The 21211-nt window shown below is 71.3% G+C and carries 21 protein-coding genes; 12 read left to right on the forward strand and 9 right to left on the reverse strand.

The features are described from left to right. Positions 1-98 precede the first annotated feature (98 nt). Positions 99-1646, forward strand: a complete 1548-nt coding sequence (locus GXW74_RS02145; protein ID WP_211844614.1) for an ABC transporter substrate-binding protein — start codon at positions 99-101, stop codon at positions 1644-1646. Between the two features lie 343 nt (positions 1647-1989). Here the strand turns inward: GXW74_RS02145 and GXW74_RS02150 are convergent, their stop codons facing one another. From GXW74_RS02150 to minC, 8 genes are all read right to left on the reverse strand, one after another. Further along, positions 1990-2943 (reverse strand): ABC transporter ATP-binding protein, encoded by a 954-nt coding sequence (locus GXW74_RS02150; RefSeq protein ID WP_338148110.1) that lies wholly within the window; start codon positions 2941-2943, stop codon positions 1990-1992. Beyond that, positions 2940-3917 (reverse strand): ABC transporter ATP-binding protein, encoded by a 978-nt coding sequence (locus GXW74_RS02155; protein ID WP_211844615.1) that lies wholly within the window; start codon positions 3915-3917, stop codon positions 2940-2942. Before GXW74_RS02155 ends, GXW74_RS02150 begins: the two co-directional genes overlap by 4 nt. Further along, positions 3914-4768: an ABC transporter permease gene (locus GXW74_RS02160; RefSeq protein ID WP_338148111.1), complete on the reverse strand. Its 855-nt coding sequence runs from the start codon at positions 4766-4768 to the stop codon at positions 3914-3916. The genes GXW74_RS02155 and GXW74_RS02160 overlap by 4 nt, the downstream gene beginning before the upstream one ends. 8 nt (positions 4769-4776) lie before the next feature. After that, positions 4777-5694 (reverse strand): ABC transporter permease, encoded by a 918-nt coding sequence (locus GXW74_RS02165; protein WP_211844617.1) that lies wholly within the window; start codon positions 5692-5694, stop codon positions 4777-4779. A 48-nt stretch (positions 5695-5742) separates the two neighbouring features. Next, positions 5743-7350 carry a gamma-glutamyltransferase family protein gene (locus GXW74_RS02170; RefSeq protein ID WP_211844618.1) on the reverse strand — a complete coding sequence of 536 codons (1608 nt, stop codon included), beginning with the start codon at positions 7348-7350 and terminating at the stop codon, positions 5743-5745. A 217-nt stretch (positions 7351-7567) separates the two neighbouring features. Further along, positions 7568-7855, reverse strand: a complete 288-nt coding sequence (minE, locus tag GXW74_RS02175) for a cell division topological specificity factor MinE (RefSeq protein WP_211844619.1) — start codon at positions 7853-7855, stop codon at positions 7568-7570. Beyond that, a complete protein-coding gene (gene minD / locus GXW74_RS02180; protein ID WP_211844620.1) occupies positions 7855-8673 on the reverse strand; it encodes a septum site-determining protein MinD in 819 nt (272 codons plus the stop codon). The genes minE and minD overlap by 1 nt, the downstream gene beginning before the upstream one ends. 38 nt (positions 8674-8711) lie before the next feature. Then, complete coding sequence (gene minC, locus GXW74_RS02185) at positions 8712-9482, reverse strand: septum site-determining protein MinC (RefSeq protein ID WP_211844621.1); 771 nt, start codon at positions 9480-9482, stop codon at positions 8712-8714. 236 nt (positions 9483-9718) lie between these two features. On the opposite strand from minC, the gene GXW74_RS02190 reads away from it, so the two are divergent. The 5 genes from GXW74_RS02190 to GXW74_RS02210 all read left to right on the forward strand — a co-directional run bounded on the left by GXW74_RS02190 (position 9719) and on the right by GXW74_RS02210 (position 13412). Then, on the forward strand, positions 9719-10624 hold the full coding sequence (locus GXW74_RS02190; RefSeq protein ID WP_211844622.1) for an ABC transporter substrate-binding protein: 906 nt from the start codon (positions 9719-9721) through the stop codon (positions 10622-10624). 2 nt (positions 10625-10626) lie between these two features. Further along, the gene (locus GXW74_RS02195) at positions 10627-11073 is read left to right on the forward strand and encodes an acyl-CoA thioesterase (RefSeq protein ID WP_211844623.1); all 447 of its coding nucleotides are present in this window, start codon (positions 10627-10629) and stop codon (positions 11071-11073) included. Positions 11074-11134: 61 nt separating this feature from the next. After that, positions 11135-12106, forward strand: coding sequence for a D-2-hydroxyacid dehydrogenase family protein (locus GXW74_RS02200; RefSeq protein WP_211844624.1), 972 nt, complete (start codon positions 11135-11137; stop codon positions 12104-12106). Continuing rightward, on the forward strand, positions 12103-12942 hold the full coding sequence (locus GXW74_RS02205; protein ID WP_211844625.1) for an alpha/beta hydrolase: 840 nt from the start codon (positions 12103-12105) through the stop codon (positions 12940-12942). Before GXW74_RS02200 ends, GXW74_RS02205 begins: the two co-directional genes overlap by 4 nt. After that, entirely contained in the window at positions 12939-13412 is a 474-nt protein-coding gene (locus GXW74_RS02210; protein ID WP_211844626.1) for an MOSC domain-containing protein, read from the forward strand. The genes GXW74_RS02205 and GXW74_RS02210 overlap by 4 nt, the downstream gene beginning before the upstream one ends. A 198-nt stretch (positions 13413-13610) precedes the next feature. Here the strand turns inward: GXW74_RS02210 and GXW74_RS02215 are convergent, their stop codons facing one another. Continuing rightward, a complete protein-coding gene (locus GXW74_RS02215) occupies positions 13611-15317 on the reverse strand; it encodes a BTAD domain-containing putative transcriptional regulator (RefSeq protein ID WP_211844627.1) in 1707 nt (568 codons plus the stop codon). A gap of 738 nt (positions 15318-16055) precedes the next feature. Between GXW74_RS02215 and GXW74_RS02220 the strand changes: the two genes are divergently transcribed. From GXW74_RS02220 to GXW74_RS02245, 6 genes are all read left to right on the forward strand, one after another. Beyond that, the gene (locus GXW74_RS02220) at positions 16056-16241 is read left to right on the forward strand and encodes a hypothetical protein (protein WP_211844628.1); all 186 of its coding nucleotides are present in this window, start codon (positions 16056-16058) and stop codon (positions 16239-16241) included. A 79-nt stretch (positions 16242-16320) separates the two neighbouring features. Beyond that, on the forward strand, positions 16321-17133 hold the full coding sequence (locus tag GXW74_RS02225) for a DUF6065 family protein (RefSeq protein ID WP_211844629.1): 813 nt from the start codon (positions 16321-16323) through the stop codon (positions 17131-17133). A gap of 104 nt (positions 17134-17237) precedes the next feature. Continuing rightward, positions 17238-18050: a DUF169 domain-containing protein gene (locus tag GXW74_RS02230; protein ID WP_211844630.1), complete on the forward strand. Its 813-nt coding sequence runs from the start codon at positions 17238-17240 to the stop codon at positions 18048-18050. Positions 18051-18124: 74 nt separating this feature from the next. After that, on the forward strand, positions 18125-19273 hold the full coding sequence (locus tag GXW74_RS02235) for an efflux RND transporter periplasmic adaptor subunit (RefSeq protein WP_211844631.1): 1149 nt from the start codon (positions 18125-18127) through the stop codon (positions 19271-19273). Then, positions 19270-20403, forward strand: a complete 1134-nt coding sequence (locus GXW74_RS02240; RefSeq protein WP_211844632.1) for an ABC transporter permease — start codon at positions 19270-19272, stop codon at positions 20401-20403. The genes GXW74_RS02235 and GXW74_RS02240 overlap by 4 nt, the downstream gene beginning before the upstream one ends. Further along, positions 20403-21098 carry an ABC transporter ATP-binding protein gene (locus GXW74_RS02245; protein ID WP_211844633.1) on the forward strand — a complete coding sequence of 232 codons (696 nt, stop codon included), beginning with the start codon at positions 20403-20405 and terminating at the stop codon, positions 21096-21098. The genes GXW74_RS02240 and GXW74_RS02245 overlap by 1 nt, the downstream gene beginning before the upstream one ends. The last annotated feature ends 113 nt before the right edge of the window (positions 21099-21211 follow it).

Genomic DNA, 21211 nt, shown 5'->3' on the forward strand with positions numbered 1-21211 from the left:
CACTCCGCCATCAACGCTTCCGGAGGCGGGCCGAGCCCGGGCTTGCTCCCCGGGCGACTCCGTCCCTAGGCTTTCCCCACGACAGGGAGAATACGGACATGACCATCGGACGACGCTTACTTGGCCAGAGCCTTGCGGCGACGGCGGGCGGCTTGGCGCTGCCGGGGCTGATCGGCGGCCCGGCGCAGGCGCAGCGCGGCACGGACACGCTCCGCATCGTCTTCCGCGACGCGGTGCCGAACATCGACCCCTATTTCAACAGCCTGCGCATCGGCCTGATCATCGGGCACCAGTACATGGACGGGCTGGTGCACCGCGACCCGGAGACCTTCCGCATCGTCCCCGCACTCGCCTCCGAGTGGAACTGGGTCAACACCACGACGCTCGACTTCACCCTGCGCCGCGGCGTGAAGTTCCATGACGGCAGCGACTTCTCGGCCGACGACGTGGTCTACACCGTCAACACCGTCTCCAACCCGGAGACGCGCGTCGCGACGCCGAGCAACTACGCCTGGATGGACCGCGCGGAGAAGACGGGCGACCACGCCGTCCGCCTGCACCTGAAGCGGCCGACGCCGGCGGCGCTGGACTACCTGGCGCTGGTGACGCCGATCTGGCCCAAGGCCTATCGCGAGCGCGTCGGCGGCGACGGCTTCGCCCGCGCCCCGGTCGGCACCGGCCCCTATCGCGTGACCAAGGTCGAGGTGAGCGCGAGCGTCGAGTACGAACGCTTCGACGGCTACTACCAGGGCGGCCCGAAGGGCCGGCCGGCGATCCGCCGCCTGCTGGTGCGCTACATCCCCGATGCGGCGACGGAGCTGACGGAGCTGCTCGGCCAGCGCACCGACTGGATCTGGAACATGAACCCGGACCAGATCGACAACGTGAACCGCCTGCCCTACCTGCAGTCGCTGCAGCAGGAATCCATGCGCATCGGCTACCTCTCGCTGGATGCGGCGGGGCGCAGCGGCGCCGGCAACCCGATGACCAACCTGAAGGTGCGCCAGGCGGTCTGGCACGCCATCGACCGCCAGCAGATGGCCGACCGGCTGGTGCGCGGCGGTTCCCGCGTGCCGATCGCGCCCTGCTACCCGTCCCAGTTCGGCTGCAATGCCGATGCCGCGGTGCGCTACGACTACAACCCGGCGAAGGCGCGGCAGCTTCTCGCCGAGGCGGGCTTCGCGAACGGCTTCGACATCGAGCTGACCTCCTACGTCCAGCCGCGGCAATGGTCGGAGGCGGTGCAGTCCTATCTCCAGGCCGTCGGCATCCGCGCGCGCCTGAACCTGATGCAGGTGGCGGCGCAGATCCAGCGCGCCTGGCGCGGCGAACTCGCGATGTCGATGGGGTCCTGGGGGTCCTATTCGATCAACGACGTCTCAGCGATCCTGCCGAACTTCTTCGATGGCGGGAACGACGACTATGCCCGCGATCCGGAGCTCCAGCGCCTGCTGTTGGAAGGCGGATCGACCGCCGACGAGGAGGCCCGCAAGCGCGCCTACGACGCGGCGATCCGGCGCATCACCGAACAGGCCTACTGGGTGCCGCTGCACACCTACGTCAACACCTACGCCTACCAGAAGCAACTCGACTTCAAGGCCTACCCCGACGAGCTGCCGCGCTTCTACCTGGCGAAGTGGAAGTAGGGAGGAGGCCTTGTTTGGCCCTCAGACGCCGGGCGGCGGCCATCCGGCCGCCTTGGCTTCGCGCGGCCATGTCGCGCCGGCGATCGCGGATGGTCGCGCGCGGTCGCGCTTCGCGCTCCCGGCCCGAGGCTGGCGCCTCGGGCCGCGTTGCCTCTCCATTCCGCTGTGGGATGCGCCCCCCTGCCCCGGACTCATACCAGCGGCACGAGTCTTTGCCTCGTGCCGAGGCCGCGAATGCGGCCCGCCCGCAGTCCGGCGAAGCCAAGCAGACCGGAGGTTTGCACCCGGCGCCTGAGGGCAGGAAAAGGCGGATACCAGCGGTCGCGAATGGCGGCCGCTGGTATCAGGCCAGGTGGCACTCCACGAGGCCCGCCTGATCCGTCGCGGGCCTCGGCGCTTCGGTGGAACAGCGCGCGACCGCGATCGGGCAGCGCGGATGGAAGCGGCAGCCGGGCGGGATGTTCGCCGGGTCGGGCATGATGTCGCCGAGCCCAACATCCGGCACGCCGAGGCCCGGCTCCGGCGTCAGCACTGAAGCGAGCAGCGCCCGCGTATAGGGGTGGCGCGGCGCGGCGAAGAGTCGCTCGGACTCGCCGCGCTCCACGATGCGGCCGAGATACATCACCGCCACCTCGGTCGCGATGTGCTCGACCACCGCCAGGTTGTGGCTGATGAACAGGTAGGTCAGGCCGAGCTCGCGCCGCAGCTCCGCCAGCAGGTTGAGGATCTGCGCCTGCACGCTGACATCGAGCGCGCTGGTCGGCTCGTCGCACACCACGATGCGCGGCCGCAGCACCAGCGCGCGGGCGATCGCCACGCGCTGCCGCTGCCCGCCGGAAAGCTGCGCCGGGAAGCGCGTGCCCTGGTCCTGCGACAGGCCGACGCGGTCCAGCGCCTCCGCGACGCGGCGCGCGATATCCTCCCGCCCGATGTCGCCCTGCGCGATCAGCGGCATGGCGACGATGTCGCGGATGCGGCGGCGCGGGTTGAGCGAGGCGAAGGGGTCCTGGAAGACCGGCTGGATCAGCCGCGCCCGCGCCCGCCGATCCATGCCGCCGAGCCGCCTGCCATCCACCAGCACGTCACCCGCGCTCGGCTCCAGCAGGCCGAGGATCAGCCGCGCGAGCGTCGACTTGCCGCAGCCGCTTTCCCCCACCACGCCGAGCACGCTGCCGGCGGGGACGGAGAAGGAGACATCATCCACCGCCACCACATGCTTCGCCGGGGCGAACATCCCCTGGCGCACGCGGAACTCGCGCCGCAGGCCGCGGACCTCGATCGCCGCAGTGTCGCTCACGCGGCCGCCTTCCCGCCCCAGCCGGGCTCGAGGGTGCACAGGACCTCGTGGCTGTCGCCGGCGTTGCGGCGCGGGATGGCCCCGGCGCAGGCGGCGCTCGCCCGGGAGCAACGGTCGCGGAAGCCACAGCCGGCAAAGCCCGGCCGGATGCGCGGCACCACGCCCGGAATGCTGCCGAGCGGCTCGTCGCGCTTCACCTTGCCGGGCACCGGCACGCAGGACAGCAGGCCGCGCGTGTAGGGATGCTCCGGCGCGGCGAACAGCGCGGCGGTCGGCGCGCTCTCCACCACCTCGCCGGCATACATCACCGACACGCGGTCGGCGATGCGCGCGACGATGCCGAGGTCGTGGGTGATGAGCAGGATGCCGAGGCCGAGGTCCTTCTGGATCCCCGCCAGCAGCCGCAGGATCTGCGCCTGCACCGTGACGTCGAGCGCGGTCGTCGGCTCGTCGGCGATCAGCAGCTCGGGGTCGCACATCAGCGCCATGGCGATCATCACGCGCTGGCGCAGGCCGCCGGACAATTGATGCGGATACTGGCCGAGCCGCAGCCCCGGCGCGGTGATGCCGACGCGCGCCAGCAGCTCCGCCGCGCGGTCCACCGCCTGGGCGCGCGGCGTGCCGCGGTGGCGGCGCAGCACCTCGGTCATCTGCGACCCGACCGTATAGGCCGGGTTCAGGCTGGTCATCGGTTCCTGGAAGATCATCGCCATGCGGTCGCCGCGCAGGCGCTCCATCTGGCGTTCGTCGTAGCGGCCGATCTCCTCCCCGGCGAAGCGCAGCGCCTGCGTCTCCCGCAGCGAGCCCTTCGGCAGCAGGCCCATGACGGAGAGCGCGGTGATCGACTTGCCGCAGCCGCTCTCGCCGACCAGGCAATGGGTCTCGCCCTTGTTCACCGACAGCGACACGCCGCGCACGGCGGCGGTGCTGCCGATCGTCACGCGCAGGCCCTGCACCTCGAGCAGCGCGCTCATCGCGAGAGGTCCGTGCCCATCATGTCGCGCAGCGCGTCGCCGAGCAGGTTCACGCCCAGCACCAGCACGAACAGCGCCATGCCCGGGATGACGATCACCCAGGGGGAGAAGAACATGTAGTCCTTGGCTTCCGAGATCATCAGCCCCCAGGAGGGCAGCGGCGCCGGCACGCCGAGGCCGAGGAAGGACAGCGCCGCCTCCAGCAGGATGGCGAGCGCCATCTCCAGCGTCGCCACCACGGCGAGGTGCGTGGCGATGTTCGGCAGCACCTCCCGCGTCAGCACCCACCAGCGGGAGACGCCGGCGCACCAGGCAGCCGCGACATAATCGAGGTTGCGGATCTGCATGGTGGTCGATCGCGCCACCACCGCGAAGCGGTCCCACAGCAGCAGGCCGAGCACCAGGATCACCAGCATCAGGCTCGACCCGCGCAGCGCCGCGACCGCCAGCGCCACCAGCACGGCGGGGATGGACAGGCGCGTGGTGATGGCGAAGACCACCGCGTCGTCCACCCTGCCGCCATAGAACCCGCCCAGCACGCCGAGCGTCGTGCCGATGATGCCGGAGGTGATGACCGTCAGCACGCCGATCAGCATCGAGATCCGCGCCCCGTAGATCAGGCGGGAGAGGTAGTCGCGCCCGAGCTGGTCGGTGCCCAGCAGATTCTGCAGGCTGCCGCCTTCCATGAAGGCAGGCGGCACGACGCGGCGGTTGAGGTCGATGGCGAAGGGATCATAGGGCACGATCCACGGCGCGAGGACCGCCAGCACAGCGCAGGCGCCGACGATGAAGGCGCCGACCAGGAAGCCGGGGTTGCGCAGCAGCCGCGCGCCGCGGCCGACGGGAAGCACGGCGCCGCTCATCCGGTGCGCAGCCGCGGGTCGAGCACCGCGTTCAGCAGGTCGGCGGCCAGCGTCAGCCCGATATAGAGCAGCGCCAGCACCAGCACGACCGCCTGCACCACCGGGAAGTCGTTCTTGCTGATGCTCTCCCAGGCCAGGTAGCCGATGCCGTGCAGCGCGAAGACCGTCTCGATCACGATCGAGCCGCCGAGCATGAAGCCGAGTTGCACCGCGGCGATGGAGACCACCGGGATCGCCGCGTTGCGGAAGCCGTGCTTGACCAGGATGGACAGGCGCGAGAGCCCCTTGGCCCGCGCGGTGCGGATGTAGTCGGAGGCCAGCGCCTCGATCATCCCCGACCGCGTCAGCCGCGTCAGCGACGGAATGGCCGAGAAGGCCAGCACCACCCCGGGCATCACGTAGTGCTCCCAGGACCCGGTGCCGGAGATCGGCAGCCACCCCAGTTGCAGCCCGAAGACCACCATCAGCACCAGGCCGAGCCAGAAGGACGGCATGGCTTGCCCGATCAGCGCCACCAGCGAGACCGCCCGGTCCACCCAGGTCCCTTCCCGCACCGCCGCCAGGATGCCGAGCGGCAGGGAGACCACCAGGGCGATGCCCAGCCCGACCAGGCCGAGCGTCAGCGTCACCGACATGCGGCTGGCGATCAGGTTGGCGACACGGTCACGGAAGAAGAAGCTGTCCCCGAAATCGCCCTGCACGGCGCGGCCCAGCCAGTCGAAATACTGGACATGGAGCGGCCGGTTCAGCCCGTAGACCTGCCGGATCGTCTCCACATCCGCCGCCGTGGCATTCGGCCCGGCGATCGAGATGGCGAGATCGCCCGACAACCGGGTCAGCAGGAAGGCGAGCGTCAGGACCGTCAGCGCGACGAGCACCGCGACCGTGAAGCGCCGGAGGAAGAAGCGAAGCATCCCGGCAGCGAGCCTAGGCGGGGCTCGCGCGCTGCGGCAAGCCCGGCGTTACCAGGCCGCCGCCCAGCCGTCCCTCCGCGGGTCGGAAGCCGCCATGCGCACGCCGTTCTCCAGCACGCGGATGGCCTCGACGCTGCAGGCGCCTTCCAGGTCGCCCACCACCTTCACCGCGTGGCCGCGCTCGCGCAGGCCGGCGATGGCGGCCTCCCCCGCGCCGCTCTCGATGGTCAGCACGTCGCCGCCGCCATGCGGGTAGTTGGATTCCTGGCCGGGCTGGGAGGAGGTCCAGCGCGGCGCCTCCAGCGCCTGCTGCGGGTCCATGCCGAAGACGGCGCAGGCGACCAGCACCTGGAAATTCACCTGCACCTGGTTGTCGGCGCCCGGCGTGCCGAACACCATCCAGGGCTTGCCGCCCTTCATCACCATCGGCGCGTTCATGGTGTGCCGCACGCGGCGGCCGGGGGCGAGCGCGTTCGCATGGCCCTCGTCCAGATGCCAGTAGGACATGCGGTTGTTGAGCAGGATGCCGGTGCGCGGCCCCGTCACGCCCGACCCGAAGGCCGAGTTGATCGACTGGATGGCGGAGACGGCGTTGCCCTCCGCATCCACCACGCAGAAATAGGTGGTGTCGGCCTCGGCCATGGCGCGCACGGGCAGCTGCGCGGCGCGCTCCCCGATCGCGGCGGCATGCGCGGCGCGGCGCGCGTCGGAGAGCAGGCCGGCGAAGTCCGGCGCCGCCTTCCCCGCTTCGGTCTCGCGGTCGAGGAAGGCGCGCTTCTTCGCCTCCACCATCAGGTGGATCAGTGCCGCGCTGCCCCAGCCGAGGGCGGCGAGGTCCTTCTCCTCGACGATGCGCAGCATCTGCAGCAGGGCGAAGCCCATCGACGGCGCGGGGGTCTGCCGCACCTCGAAGCCGCGCCAGGAAATGCCGATCGGCGGGGCGTGCAGCGGCGCGACGGCAGCGAGGTCCGCTCCCGCCACCAGCGCGCCGACATCATCCATGTCGGCGGCGAGGTCGCGCGCCAGGCCACCGCGGTAGATGTCTTCCGGTCCCGCCGAGGCGAGCCGCTGCAGCGTCGCCGCCAGCGCCGGCTGCGTGACCAGCTCCCCGAGCGCCGGCGGCGCGCCGCCGGCGAGGTAGATGGCGCGGCTGGCCGGGTCGGGCTCCAGGCGCCCGCGGTTCTCGCCGATGAAGTGGCGCAGCGCATGGGTGGCGGCGAAGCCGTCGCGCGCCGCCTCGATCGCCGGGCCGAACAGCGTGCCCCAGCCCCTGGCGCCGTGCGCCGCGTGCAGTGCCGCGAGGCCCGCCACCTTGCCCGGCGTCTGGACGGAGAGCGGTCCGTGGACGGGAATGCCGCCCTCGGCGCGATAGCGCGCGATGGTCGCGGCGGCCGGCGCCTGGCCGGTGCCGGCATAGGTTTCGGCCCTGCCCGTTTTCGCCGACCAGTGGTGGTAGAAGCCGTCGCCGCCGAGGCCCGACATGTGCGGCTCGACCACGCCCAGCGTCAGGGAGACGGCAACCGCCGCATCCGCCGCCGAACCGCCGGCGCGCAGAACTTCCATGCCCGCCGCCGTCGCGACCGGGTGGTTGGTGGCGACCGCGCCGCGGCGACCCATGATCAGCGGTCGGTGCGCCCGGATGCCCTCATAGGCCATGATTCAGTCCCCTGCCTGCGCTCGCGATCCGCGAGCGGCCCTGGGGAAGGCTACGCCAGTGCCGGGGGGAGGCCCAGGGCAGGAAGGTCGGGGGGAGAGAACTCCCCCCGAATCCCCCCTCCTTCTTTGGATACCTGGTGCTGTCCGTCGCGGCCGGCACCCGGAAGCCAAAGAAGGGAGGGGGAGCGGGGGAGGTTCCCCTCCCCCGCCCTTTCTCTCACCGCGCCTGCGCCGCCACCCGCATCGCTGCCGGCGCCGGCAGTTCGATCTCGATCGCCAGCGTGGACATGTCCCCGCCCCGATCAAGGTTCACATTCACCTTCCCCGGATCGATCGCGACGTAGCGCGCGACCACGGCGACGAGTTCCTGCTGCAGCTTCGGCAGGAAATCCTCCCGCGTGCGCCCGATCCGTTCGTGCGCCAGCACGATCTGCAGGCGTTCCTTGGCGGCGGAGGCGCTGGTCTCCTCCCTGCGCTTGCCGCGGAAGAAGTCGATCCAGGACATCACGCTGCCCTCCCGCCGAACAGGCGCTTGAAGATGCCCTTCTTCTCCGCCTCGATGAAGCGGTGGGGCTTCTCCTCGCCGAGGAAGCGGGCGACGGCGTCGGCATAGGCCTGGCCGGCCATGCTCTCGGCATCCATGATCACCGGCGTGCCGGTGTTCGATGCCCTGAGCACGCTCTCGCTCTCCGGGATCACGCCGAGCAGCGGGATCGACAGGATCTCACGGATGTCCTCGAGCTTCAGCATCTCGCCGCGCTCGACGCGGGCGGGGTCGAAGCGGGTGACGAGGAGGTGCTCCTTCACCGGCTCCCGCTTCTCCTCCGCACGCTTGGACCGCGACTGCAGCACGCCGAGGATGCGGTCGGAGTCACGAACGGAGGACACTTCCGGGTTCGTCACCACGATCGCCTGGTCGGCGAAGTAGAGCGCGAGCAGCGCGCCCTTCTCGATGCCGGCGGGGCTGTCGCAGAGGATGTAGTCGAAATCCTTCGACAGTTCCTCGATGATCTTCTGCACGCCTTCCCGGGTCAGCGCGTCCTTGTCCCGCGTCTGGCTGGCCGGAAGGATGGACAGCGTCTCCACGCGCTTGTCGCGGATCAGCGCCTGGTTGAGCCGCGCCTCGCCGCTGATCACGTTGACGATGTCGAACACCACCCGCCGCTCGACCCCCATGATGAGGTCGAGATTGCGCAGCCCGACGTCGAAGTCGATGACGACGGTCTTCTTCCCCCGCTGCGCGAGGCCGGTGGCGAAAGCGGCGGAGGAGGTGGTCTTGCCCACGCCCCCCTTGCCCGATGTGACGACAACGACCTGTGCCATGTCCCCTGCCTCCTACGTAGTCCCCTGTGGCGGCGCGTTCAGCCGATCGGGTCGAAGCGCATGCGCTCGCCCGTCAGCCGCACCTGCACAGCCTTGCCGATCGGTGCCCCCGTCAGCCCTTCCCGCACCGCGTAGTAGCCGGCGATGGAGATCAGCTCGGGGTCGAAATTCAGTGCGAAGATCCGCGCCTCGGCATTGGCGCCCCCGCCTGCGATGGCGCGCCCGCGCAGCGCGCCGTAGACGTGGATGTTGCCGTCCGCGATGACCTCGGCCCCGGCATTGACGGTGGAGGTGACAACCAGGTCGCCGCCCTGCGCCCAGACGCGCTGGCCGGCGCGGACCGGCTGCTCGACGATCATGGTCGGGCGCGCCATGCCCTCGGGCGGCGGTGGGGCCGGCGGCGGCGCGGCGGGTTCGGCCGGCGCGGCGGCGGCCGGCTCGGGGGCGCTCTCCTCGGTTTCCTTGCCGCCGGCGCTGCGGATCGGCGGCAGGCCGAAGGCCATCGCCGCATTGCGCAGTTCCGGCGTGCCGCCCGTGGTGCCGATCGGCACGATCGAGAGCTCGCGCAGCCCGTCGATCAGCCCGCGGAAATCGACCGCATTGGCCGGCACGTCGAGGTCGCCGAGGCCGAGCACCACCGGCGCGAAGCGCAGGAAGCCAGGGGCGCGGCGGAACTGGTCGCCGATCGCCGGCACCACGGCTTCCGGACGCGGATCGAGCAGGCGCAGGACGAGCAGGTTGAAGTTCGCGCCACGCAGGCGGAACGGCTCCAGGCGGGGCGACGTTTCGGGCCGAGGCGCGGCGGACATGGGTCTCCCGATGGGGTTCGTCTGGGGGCGGAACCATACGGATTGTGTCCGAAGGCGACGCTGTACACCAGATATAGCGTTGCGGTCAGCCTCGGCGAAGGGCGCCGGACGGCGACCCTGTCGGGGCAAGGCCTTATGGCGCGAAGTTCGCAGATGACGCCAGGGGCGAATCGGGGGGCCTTTGCGGTGCGGCATCCGGTTGCGCAGGATGCGCATCCGTCCCGGAGGCCCGCGCCTTGCAGCCCATCACCCTCAACGAGCCCTTCCGCGCCGTCTTCTACGCCCCCTTCTACGTCGCCGAGGCGCGCGGCCTGTTCGCCGCCCAGGGGGTGGAGGTGCGGCGCGACACCGCGGGCGATCCCTCGAAGGCGGCGGAGAACCTGCTCGCCGGCCGCGCCGACATCGCCTGGTCGGGCCCGATGCGGCCGATGATGCTGCGCGACCGGGATCCCTCCTGCCCGCTGCGCTCCTTCTGCGCGGTGGTGATGAAGGACCCCTTCCTGCTGGTCGGGCGCGGGCCGAACCCGGGCTTCACGCTCGCGGACCTGTCGCGGCTGCGCTTCGGGGCGGTCACCGAGGTCCCCACCCCCTGGTGGTGCCTGCAGGACGACCTGCGGCGGGCGGGCATCGACCCCGCCACGCTGAACCTCGCGCCGGGCAGGCCGATGGCCGAGAACGCCGCGGCGGTCGCCGCCGGCACGCTGGATGTCGCCCAGGTCTTCGAACCGCATGCCGCGCTGCTGGAAGCAAAGGGCGGCGCGGTCTGGCACCGTGCGGCGGATCGCGGGCCGTCCGCCTACACCGCCTTCTACGCGACCGAGCAGCGCATCGCCGAACGCAGCACCGAATTCGAGGCGATGATCCGCGCCATGGCCGAGGCGCTCGCCTGGATCGTCCAGGCGCTGCCGGAGGAGATCGCCGCCGCCATCGCCCCGTCTTTCCCCGACGTCCCGCGCGCGGCGCTGACGACCGCCCTCGCCCGCTACCAGGCGCTGGAGCTGTGGTCCCCGACGCCGCATTTCCCGCGCGCCGCCTTCGAACAGTTGCGCGGCGCGATGACGACCGCGGGCATCCTCAAGGGCGTGCCGGATTTCGACACCTGCGTGGACGAGGCCATCGTCGCCCGCGCCCTCGGAGCCTGAAGATGACCAAGACCCGCGGCACCCGCGCCGATTACCGCTTCTTCCTGCCGATCCCGACGCGCTGGATGGACAACGACGTCTACGGCCACGTCAACAACGTCACCTACTACTCCTGGTTCGACACGGTGGTGGCGCGCTTCCTCACCGACTGCGGCTTCCTCCACATCCCGACCGCGCAGGTGATCGGCCTGGTGGTGGAGACGCAATGCCGCTACTTCGCGCCCATCGCCTTCCCCGACGAGGTGACGGCCGGGCTGCGCTGCGGCCGCGCGGGCAATACCTCGGTGCGCTACGAGATCGGCATCTTCCGCGCCGAGGAGGACATCGCGAGCGCCGAGGGCCATTTCGTCCATGTCTATGTGGACCGCGCCACGCAGAAGGCACCGACGCCATTGCCGCCGCCGCTGCGCGAGGCGCTCGCCGGCATCACCCTGCCCGCCGACGACTGAGCGCGGCTTGCGCGTTCAAGGCGCCGGGGCGATCTAGGCGGCATCCCAGGGGAGACGATCCATGAGCCAAGCCACCACGCCGCTGAAGCGGCTCGCCATACTCGACGACTACCAGGGCGTGGCGCTGTCGCTCGGCCCCTGGGACAGGCTGCAGGGCATCGAGATCACGGTCTTCCGCGATACCGTCACCGACCGCGACGCGCTGGCGCGGCGCCTCGCCCCCTTCGACGCCATCCTGGCGATGCGCGAGCGAACCCCCTTCCCGCGCGCGCTGATCGAGCGCCTGCCGAACCTCCGCCTGCTGATCACCACGGCGGCGCGCAACCGGTCGATCGACGCCGCCGCCTGCGCCGAGAAGGGCATCGTCTTCTGCGGCACCCCCTCCTTCGGCGATCCGACGGTGGACATCGCCTGGGGGCTGATCATCGGGCTGATGCGCGACCTGCCGCGCCAGGTGATGTCGCTGCGCGGCGGCGGCTGGCAGACCTCGGTGGGCCACGGCCTGGAAGGGCGGACGCTCGGCGTCATCGGCCTCGGCAAGCTCGGCGCCCGGGTGGCGAAGGTCGGCCAGGCCTTCGGCATGAAGACCATCGCCTGGAGCCAGAACCTGACCGAGGAGCGCGCGGCCGAGATCGGCGCGACCCGCGTCGACAAGGCGACGCTGCTCGCGGAGGCCGATGTCGTCACGCTGCACCTGATCCTCTCGGACCGTTCGCGCGGCACCCTCGGCGCCGAGGATCTCGCGCGCATGAAGCCGACCGCCTATGTCGTGAACACCTCGCGCGGGCCGCTGATCGACCAGGACGCGCTGATCGCCGCGCTGAAGGCGGGGACCATCGCCGGCGCCGGCCTCGACGTCTTCGACACCGAGCCGCTGCCGCCGGGCCATCCGCTGCTCTCGGCCCCCAATACGCTGCTGACGCCGCATCTCGGCTATGTCACGCAGCAGAACTACCGCGCCTACTACCAGGGCGCCGTGGATGCGATCGAGGCTTTCAACGCAGGTGCGCCGGTCCGGGTGATCGCGCCATGACCTCTGCCTATCCGCTCGCCGAAGGCTGGGCCTCCTGGCCGCAGAAGGCGCGGGACGACGCCTACGACAACACCGGCATGGTGCCGGACAGCGCCGGGCAGATCGCCGCGCGCAACGCCGCCTCGGTGCCGTTCCGCGCCGCGCATGGCGGGCATCTCGACCTGCCCTACGGCGAGGCCGAACGCGAGAAATGGGACCTCTACCCCGGCCGCGACCCCGCCGCGCCCTGCCTGGTCTTCATCCACGGCGGCTACTGGCAGCGCAACCGGCGGGAGGATTTCGCCCGCCTCGCCGAAGGCGCGCTCGCCATGGGCTGGTCGGTCGCCATGCCGGGCTACACGCTGGCGCCCGAGGCGTCGCTTGCCGCCATCTGCCGGCAGATCTCCCGCGCGCTCGACTGGCTGGCGGCCAACGGCGCCACGCACGGCATCGCCGGGCCGCTCGTCGCCTCCGGCTGGTCCGCCGGCGGGCACCTCGCCGCGCTGGCCGCCGAGCATCCGGCGGTGACCGCGGCGCTCGCCATCTCGGGCATCCACGAGCTGGCGCCCATCCGCGACACCTTCCTCGACGAGAAGCTCCGCCTGACCGAAGCCGAGATCGCCAACCTCTCGCCGATCCGCCGGCCGATCGTGCAGAAGCCGATCGCGGTCGCCTACGGCGCGGCGGAACTGCCGGAGCTGCGCCGCCAGTCCCGCGTCTTCCACCGCGTGCGGGCGGAGGCGCAGGCGCCGGGTCCGCTCATTCCCATCCCCGGCGCCGACCATTTCCGCGTGCTCGAGTCGCTGTGGACGCCCGGCGGCGTGCTGCTGCGCGCCGCGGCGGAGCTGCTGCGATGAGCTTCGACTTCACCGGCGTGCTGGTGGCCATCCACATCGCGCCGGAGGCCTCGGCGCCGATGGTGGAGCTCGGCGCAGCGCGGCTGATCGCAGGCGTCGGCATCGACGGCGACCGCTACGCCACCGGCCGCGGCACCTACAGCCACAAGCCCCATGCCGACCGCCAGGTGACGCTGATCGAGGCGGAGACGCTCGAGGCCCTGCGCCGCGACCACGGCATCGACCTGCCGCCGCACGAGACGCGGCGCAACCTGACGGTCGCCGGCGTGCCGCTGAACCACCTGGTCGGGCGGGACTTCCGCGTCGGCGAGGTGGTACTCCATGGCGGCCGGCTCAACGTGCCCTGCCAGTATCTCGAGGACCTCCTGGGCAAGAAGGTGTTCAAGCCGCTGATCAACCGCAGCGGGCTGAACTGCATGATCGTGAGGGGCGGCACCCTCCGCCCCGGGGAGGCCATTCGCCCCCTATGATGCCGCCGAGCCTTGCCGATGACGGGCCATCGGGGGCCCGGCGGTATCGCCGCGCGGGGCTGGCGGTGCGGCCACGCGCACGACAAGGATCCTCCTGCCGAGGTGGCCGAATGGCAGACCGGCACGCTGTGGCGAAGGTCGGATGCGGGCCGGTGCCGGACCCGCAAACGCGCCGCGAGGCGCGCTTCCAAACGGCACTCAGGACAGCCCCGCCTTCCTCAGGCCGGTGAGGTAGTGGTCGAGATCGACGGCCGGCTGGAACGGCGCGCGCTCGCGCGCCTTGGCCAGGCTGAAGTCGGGCTCCATCGCGGTCAGCCGTCCCCTCACCTCCGCCGCCTGGTCGCGGCGGCCGAGATGCCCGAGCGCCGAGAGCCAGATCTTGTACGGGAAGGTGAAGTCGGTGTGCAGCGCCGTCACCTGGCGGGCGGCGGCATCGACCTCCTCGTGCCGGCGCAGCAGCAGCAGCGGCACCAGCCTCGCGGCGTCGAAGAAGAAGGCGTGCGGATGCAGCGGCGCCAGGCGCTTGTAGCGCTCCCACCGCTTCAGCGCCTCGACGTGATCGCCCCGGTAGGACAGGGTCAGCGCCGAGAAGACCCAGGCCATGGGCAGGTTCGGGTTCAGCGCGATGGCCCGCTCATAGAGCGAGACCGCCTCGTCCACGCGATGGTGCAGGAAGGCGCGCACATGGCCGAGGATGGCCAGCGCCTGGGCATCCGAGGGATCGAGCGTCACGGCGCGGGACGCCAGCGCCTCGCTCTTCGCCAGCACCTCCTCGCTGTTCTGCGCCCAGCCCTGCCCGACGAGGAACAGGTGCCAGTAGGCGTGCCACGCGAAGGCCGGCGCATAGTCGGGTTCGAGCCGCGTCGCCTCCGCCAGCATGCTGCCGGCGAGTTCATAGGACTCCCGGTCGAGCCGATAGATCGCGGGGATCGCCCGCAGCAGCAGGTCATAGGCGGTGGCATGGACCGGCGGCCGCGCCGCGGCGCGGTTGGCTTCGATCAGCAGGATCTCGGGGTCGATCCGGGCCACCACCTCGGCGGCGATCTCATCCTGAAGGGTCAGCAGATCGCCGGCGTCTCGGTCGAAACGCTCGGCCCAGGCGACGGATTCGGGCGGGCGGTGGTCGGTCAGCCGCAGGGTCACGCGCACGCGGTCGCCGGCGCGCTGCACGGTGCCGGACAGGCTGAAGTCGAGCTCGAGGCTCTGCCCCCCGCCCTCCTTCCGGGCCGCCGCGGCAATCGAGGAACTGTCGACCAGGACCAGCCACCGGAAACGTGCCAGCGCCGCCGTGATCTCGCCGGCGAGGCCGACCGAGACCTCCGCATCCGGCTCTCCGCCCAGGACACGGAAGGGCATCACGCCGAGCCGGGCGCCGCGCGCCGCAGTGCGCGGCGGCGGCACCAGTTGCGGGGTCGCGACCTCGCCGCGCAGCGATTCGGCCAGCGCGGCGGTTTCGGGCGAAGGCGCGCTGCGGAAGCGCTCGGCGAAGATGCGCCGGCAGTCCTCCCATGCGGCGAAGGCGGCGCCGCGGTCGCCGCGCTCGGCCTCGGCCCGGATCAGGATGCGCCAGACCGGTTCCTGCGCGGCGTCGATGGCGAGCACCCGCCGCGCTTCCAGCGCCCGGGCCTCGGCACTGGTCGCCGCGGCAAGGCGGGAGGTGGCGGCATCGAGAGCCATGTCGCGCAGCCGCCGGCGCTGGTCGACAAGCCAAATGTCGAAGGCCGCATCGAGCCCATCGAGGTCCGACAGCAGCTCGGCCTGGAGCAGGTTCAGCGCTTCGGGCCGATCCCGCGCCATCAGCGGCAATTCGCGCGCATCCGCCCAGACGCCATCGAGGTTAAGGGTAACCGTTTCCCGCGTCGGGACCAGCAGCCCCCGTCCCCAGGAGCCAAGTGATTCCTGCAATTCGTGCAGAGCCTGGCGGAGCGATCCGCGCGCCTGCTCTTCCCCTCTGCGGCTCCAGAGAAGGTCGGCGAGCCTCTGGCGGGAAACCAGTGCGGGCGATTCCAACACGAGAATGGCAAAAATGGCACGCGTCTTACGTGATCTGGGTAACAGCGGCTCGTCCGTGACTGAGCGCACATCCATGCGGCCGAGCATCGTGATGCGCAGGCGAGTCGTAGGCGCGGCGCCCAGGATTCCCAGGTCGACAAGCCCCTCGGTCGAAGGTCTGTCGTCCTGTCCGGTGCGGACGATGAGGTCTGACATGCTCACGTCCTCATAACGCGTTGGGCCGGCTTCACCAAACCCATGCCGAAAGATGGTCGCCTCCCCCGGAGCGCACGGGCGGCATGAAGGAATCCTTTACGCTTTTCGATTCGCCATCGATGTGAAACAATACACGCAGAGCGTGCATAACGTATGCCGCGATCAACCCTCGGCGGTATTAACCAAATGGTTGTATCCACCTCCGTTATTTTCGCGTTATAGACGTCACATCCGCATGAATCTAGCGTTCAACTGAGTCATGTTGCTGGTCTTTAGGCGTCCCGCTGGATTGGCCTCCTGATCGTATTCCTATTGTAGATAGTACTAGGAATTTATATTGCATCAAGTAGGATTGTTTGCTTGCTCTGGGCGTTTCGCTTGGCCATGGTCGGGCCACTGGCTGCTCGCCAGCGACCTACAGCCTGGAGAAAGCAAGTGACCAAATTCCTCCCCTCCGTCGCCGATAAGGCCACCGTCCGCATCGGCGCCGGCGTCCGCACCCCGAAGGCCTCCGTCGCCGACCACGGCACCGTCCGCACCGGCGCCGGCGTCCGCACCCCGAAGGCCTCCGTCGCCGACAAGGGCACCGTCCGCATCGGCGCCGGCGTCCGCCGCGCCTGATCCTCGGGGCAGGGGGACCCCTGAGAGGGTCCCCCGCCCTGTCGCGTGAAGCCCCTCCTACCCATCAGGACGCCTCGCCATGGGCCCGGACCGCACTCCGATCGTCAGCTTCCATCGCCTGATCCCCGGCATCCCGGCGCCCGAGCGCGCCGACCGCTCGGGCCTCGGCGGTTTGCCGACGCGGGCCTTCCGCTACTGCGACGCCGTCACCACCGCCGCCGGCTTCGGCTGGCACATCACCGCCCCGCTCGACCTCTCGCTGATGTGGGACGGGCACGAGATCCTCTGGACCTGCGAGGAGCTCGAGCACGAATGGATGCCGCTCGGCCTCGGCGCCGTGCAGTACCCGCATTTCCGGGCCCGCTTCGACGAGGAGGTGCCGGAGGACATCCGCGGCTTCTCGCCGCCCTTCCTCACCGGCCTGCCCGAACCTGGCGTCGTGCAGATGTGGACCGGCCTCTTCGTGCGCACCGCGCCGGGCTGGTCGCTGCTGACGCGCGCCCCGGCGAACCTGCCGCGTCCGGCCGCCTATGAGCAGTTCGAGGGCGTCGTCGAATTCGACAAGTGGTTCGGCCCGCTCTTCACCAACATCCGGCTGACGCGCACCGACACGCCGGTCGAGATCAACCAGCTCCGCCCGATCCTGCAGGTGCAGCCCATTCCCCAATTCGCCTATGCGGATGCGGTGATGAACGCCTCCACCGTGACCGACGCCTTCACCCAGTGGGGCGATGCGGAATGGGACGCCTATCGCGACAGCGTCGTCGTCCCGGCCAGCGTCGAGGAGCACCAGCCCGGCCGCTACGCCGCCGAGGTCCGCCGCCAGCGCCGCGGCGCCGGCTGCCCCTTCGCCGCCATGGCCGCCGCACGGGAAGCCGCGCCGGCCGCCTGATCCGCCCGATCGGCACGATACGAAGCCGCCCGTCCGCGAGGACCGGCGGCTTTGCCGTTCCTGCCTCCCCGGCGCATCATCGGCGCGTTGAGGAGGAACCGCCCATGAATGTCGCCCCGCCGATGGCGGAGACGCCGGCGCTCGACGCGAAGCAGATCGCCGAGCTCGGCCGCCAGCTCACCGACCTGCTGCGCCTGCGCACCCTGCCGATCGGCATGAAGCTCTTCGCCGATGCCGAGGAGATGGCGAAGGTCCCCGGCCTGCGTCGCCCGCCCGAGGGCAAGACCTTCTCGACCTGCCAGCTCGTCACCCAGGCGCGCATCGCCGGCTTCACCATGGGCATCACCACGGCGAACGTGCCGGGCTTCTCCAATTGCGGCGGCGTGATCGGGCTGAACGAACCCTCCGAGCTCTACCTTTCGGGCCGCAAGTTCGAGGGCGTGTGGTTCGAGAACCGCGAGGCCGCGGCGAAGCACCAGGCCGAGATGCCGCGGGTCCCCGCCCGCTATGCGGGGCTGGTGGTCTCGCCGCTGCGCAGCGCGCGGCTCGATCCGCCCGACATCTGCCTCTTCTACGCGAACCCGGCGCAGATGATCCTCTTCATCAACGGCCTGCAGTGGAAGAGCTACAAGCGCTTCGAGTTCTCGGTGACGGGAGAGAGCGCCTGCGCCGATTCCTGGGGCCGCGCGCTGCGCGACCGTGCGCCCTCGCTGTCGATCCCGTGCTACGCGGAGCGCCGCTACGGCGGTGTCGCCGACGACGAGATGCTGATGGCATTGCCTCCCGCGGATCTCGCCATCGCGGTCGAGGGGCTGCTCGGCCTGTCCAAGGCGGGGCTGCGCTACCCGATCATGCCCTACGGTCCGCAGGCCGATCCCGGCGAGGGCATGGCGAAGTCCTACGCCGGCAAGGTCTAGCGCCGGCAAGGTCTAGGCTGGGCGCATCCCGACTGCTATTTCGGCAATGCCTTACGCAGGGAACCCGCCGGCCCATGCGCCTGCGCATTTCGATGTTCGGCGCCGTCCTCCTCGTCCTGGCGGGCGGCGGCTGGTGGTTCGCGACGCAGCGGCCCCTCCCCGTCCCGGTTGCGGGCGTGGCCGAGGACGTTCCGGTGACCGTCTTCGGCCTCGGCGCGGTGGAGGCCCGCATCCTCTCCCGCGTCGGCTTCGAGGTCGCCGGCACCCTGGTGGAAGTCCTCGCCGACCATGGCGACCGCGTCGCGGCCGGCGCGCCGCTCGCCCGCCTCGCCAGCGCGAGCCAGGAGGCGCGGGTCGCGCGCGCCGAGGCCGCGCTGCTCTCCGCCGACGCCGCCGCCCAGCGTGCCGAGGCGCAACGCGAGCGCGCCGAGGCGCTGCTGGCCCAGCGCCTGGCGACCGCCCGGCGCCGCCGGGAACTCGCGAGCCGCGGCGTCGGCAGCCCCGAATCCGCCGAGCTCGCGGAAACCGAGGCCGCCGCCGCCCAGGCCGACCTCGCCGTGAACCGCGCCGACGCCGCGGTGGCGCGCGCCCTGCAGGCCGAGGCCCGCGCCAACCTGCGGGCCGAGCGCACCACGCTCGACAAGCACACCCTGCGCGCCCCCTTCGATGCGCTGGTGATCACCCGCGCACGGGAAGCCGGTGCGGCGCTGAATCCCGGCGAGGCGGTCTTCACCCTGGTCGCGCCCGACAGCATCTGGGCGCTCGCCTATGTCGACGAGGGCCGCGCGGGGGACATCGCGCTCGGCCAGCCGGCCATCGTCACGCTGCGCAGCCGCCCTGGCCGGCGCATGCGCGCCGAGGTGGTCCGCATCGGCCTCGAGGCCGACCGCGTCACCGAGGAGCGCCGCGTGCATGTCCGCTGCCTTGCCTGCTCCGAGATGCCGGTGATCGGCGAGCAGGCCGAAGTGGTGATCGAGACCCGCCGCCTGCCGCGCGCCCGCCTGGTGCCGGAGAACGCGATCCATGGCTTCGACGGCGCCTCCGGCACGGTCTGGACGGTCGAGGACGGTCGGCTCGCCCGGCGCCAGGTGCGCTTCGCGGCGCGGCTGGTGGATGGCAGCGCCGCCATCACCGATGGGCTGCCGGAGGAGATCCCGGTCGCCATCCGGACCGGCCCCGGCTTCGCACCGGGGCGGGCCGCCCGCGCGGTGGCGGCGCCGTGAACCTCGCCTTCGCGGACATCCGCCACCGGCTGGGCCGCTTCCTGATGACCTGCGTCGGCCTCGGCCTGCTGATGGCCGTCGCCCTCTCCATGGTCGGCATCTACCAGGGGGTGGTTGCCGAGGCGCTGGCCCTGACGCGCAGCCTGCGCGCCGATCTCTGGGTGGTCGAATCGGGCACCCGCGGCCCCTTCGCCGAGGCCTCCCGCATTCCCGGCGACGTGCGGGAGATGATCGCCCGTGTTCCCGGCGTGGATGCCGCCGGCGCCATCACCCTGCGTACCGCCGAGATGCGCGCGCCGCAGGGCCTGCTGCGCGCGCAGGTGATGGGCTACGAGCCCGGGCGGCCGGGCGGCCCCGCGGCGATCGAGAGCGGGCGGGGCCTCGGCGGCGCACGCTTCGAGATGGTGGCGGATGCGCGGGCGCGGCTGCCGCTGGGGGCGATGGTGACGCTCGGCGGCGACCGCTACCGCGTCGTCGGCACCACGCGCGGCCTGGTCGCCTCGGGCGGCGATCCGCTGGTGTTCATCCAGTTGCGCGACAGCCAGGAGCTGCAGTTCAAGCTGGCACCGCCGGCCGCGCGACGGGCCCTGGCTGCGGGCAGCAGCGCGGGCGGCACCGATACCATCAACGCCGTCGTCGCGCAGCTTTCGCCCGCCGCCGACCCCGATGCGGTGGCGGAGACGGTACGGCGCTGGAAGCACCTCGCCGCGCTGACCGATGCCGAGCAGGGCGAGCTGCTGACGCGTTCGGTGGTGAACCGCGCGCGCGTGCAGCTCGGCATGTTCACCGTCGTGCTGCTGTTCGTCTCGGCGGTGATCATCACGCTGATCATCTACACCATGACGATGGACAAGCTGCGGGAGATCGCGACGCTGAAGCTGATCGGCGCCCCGGACCGCACCATCGTCGGGCTGGTGCTGCAGCAGGCGATGCTGCTCGGCGTCGCCGGCTATGCCGCCGCGATCGCGATCGTCTTCATGACCCGCGGGCTGTTCCCCCGCACCGTCGCGCTCGGTCCGGCGGAAGTCGCGATGATGGCGGGCGTCATCGGCGGCATCTGCATCCTCGGCAGCCTTGCCTCGATCCGCGCCGCGCTGCGCATCGAACCGCAGCAGGCGCTCGGCGGCTGATGGAGACGGACGCGCCGCTGGTCCGGGTGGAAGGACTCGGCAAGACCTTCGGCACCGGAGAAGCCGCGGTGCCGGCGCTCGCCGATGTCACGCTGCAGGTCGCGGCCGGCGAGGTGGTCGGCCTGCGCGGCCCCTCCGGCAGCGGCAAGTCCACGCTGCTCAACATCATCGCCTGCATCCTGGAGCCGAGCGCCGGGCGCCTCCGCCTCGGCGGGGAGACGGTGTGGGACGGCGCCTACCGCGTCGCCGACCTGCGCCGGCTGCGGCGGGAGCGCATCGGCTTCATCTTCCAGTTCCACAACCTGCTGCCCTTCCTCACCGCCGTCGACAACGTGGCGCTGGCGATGACGCTGCTGGGCACCGAGCTGGCGGCGGCACGCGCCCGGGCGCGCGCGCTGCTGGACTACCTGCAGGTCGGCAGGCGGGCCGAGGCGATGCCCGCGCGGCTTTCGGGCGGGGAGGCCCAGCGTGTCGCCATCGCCCGCGCCCTCGCCAACCGGCCGCGGGTCATCCTCGCGGACGAACCGACCGCGGCACTCGATTCCGAGCGCGCTCGGGTGGTGATGGACCTGCTGCGCCAGGTGGCACAGGACCAGCAGGCGGCGATCCTCGTCGTCACGCATGACGAGAAGATCTTCGACCGCTTCGACCGCATGATCGCGCTGCGCGACGGGCGGATCGAAGCGGCCGGCTAGAGCGGTTTCCGTTCGCCTTGGCTCACGGCAACCACTCTGGGCTCTTGCTTTCGCGAGCATCTTTGCCCGATCAGGTGATTCCACCTGATCGGGATCTGCTCTAGCCGGCCTCC

This window comes from Neoroseomonas eburnea (assembly GCF_018129005.1).
Classification (GTDB): Bacteria; Pseudomonadota; Alphaproteobacteria; order Acetobacterales; family Acetobacteraceae; genus Neoroseomonas; species Neoroseomonas eburnea.

Excerpts from the sequence above, each read along its gene's own strand:
- GXW74_RS02210 (WP_211844626.1), top strand. The coding sequence starts at position 12,939 with ATGAGCTTCGACTTCACCGGCGTGCTGGTGGCCATCCACATCGCGCCG.
- GXW74_RS02230 (WP_211844630.1), top strand. The coding sequence starts at position 17,238 with ATGAATGTCGCCCCGCCGATGGCGGAGACGCCGGCGCTCGACGCGAAG.
- GXW74_RS02235 (WP_211844631.1), top strand. The coding sequence starts at position 18,125 with ATGCGCCTGCGCATTTCGATGTTCGGCGCCGTCCTCCTCGTCCTGGCG.
- GXW74_RS02155 (WP_211844615.1), bottom strand. The coding sequence starts at position 3,917 with ATGAGCGCGCTGCTCGAGGTGCAGGGCCTGCGCGTGACGATCGGCAGC.
- GXW74_RS02145 (WP_211844614.1), top strand. The coding sequence starts at position 99 with ATGACCATCGGACGACGCTTACTTGGCCAGAGCCTTGCGGCGACGGCG.
- minC (WP_211844621.1), bottom strand. The coding sequence starts at position 9,482 with ATGTCCGCCGCGCCTCGGCCCGAAACGTCGCCCCGCCTGGAGCCGTTC.
- GXW74_RS02225 (WP_211844629.1), top strand. The coding sequence starts at position 16,321 with ATGGGCCCGGACCGCACTCCGATCGTCAGCTTCCATCGCCTGATCCCC.
- GXW74_RS02205 (WP_211844625.1), top strand. The coding sequence starts at position 12,103 with ATGACCTCTGCCTATCCGCTCGCCGAAGGCTGGGCCTCCTGGCCGCAG.
- GXW74_RS02245 (WP_211844633.1), top strand. The coding sequence starts at position 20,403 with ATGGAGACGGACGCGCCGCTGGTCCGGGTGGAAGGACTCGGCAAGACC.
- GXW74_RS02195 (WP_211844623.1), top strand. The coding sequence starts at position 10,627 with ATGACCAAGACCCGCGGCACCCGCGCCGATTACCGCTTCTTCCTGCCG.
- minD (WP_211844620.1), bottom strand. The coding sequence starts at position 8,673 with ATGGCACAGGTCGTTGTCGTCACATCGGGCAAGGGGGGCGTGGGCAAG.
- minE (WP_211844619.1), bottom strand. The coding sequence starts at position 7,855 with ATGTCCTGGATCGACTTCTTCCGCGGCAAGCGCAGGGAGGAGACCAGC.
- GXW74_RS02200 (WP_211844624.1), top strand. The coding sequence starts at position 11,135 with ATGAGCCAAGCCACCACGCCGCTGAAGCGGCTCGCCATACTCGACGAC.
- GXW74_RS02170 (WP_211844618.1), bottom strand. The coding sequence starts at position 7,350 with ATGGCCTATGAGGGCATCCGGGCGCACCGACCGCTGATCATGGGTCGC.
- GXW74_RS02165 (WP_211844617.1), bottom strand. The coding sequence starts at position 5,694 with ATGCTTCGCTTCTTCCTCCGGCGCTTCACGGTCGCGGTGCTCGTCGCG.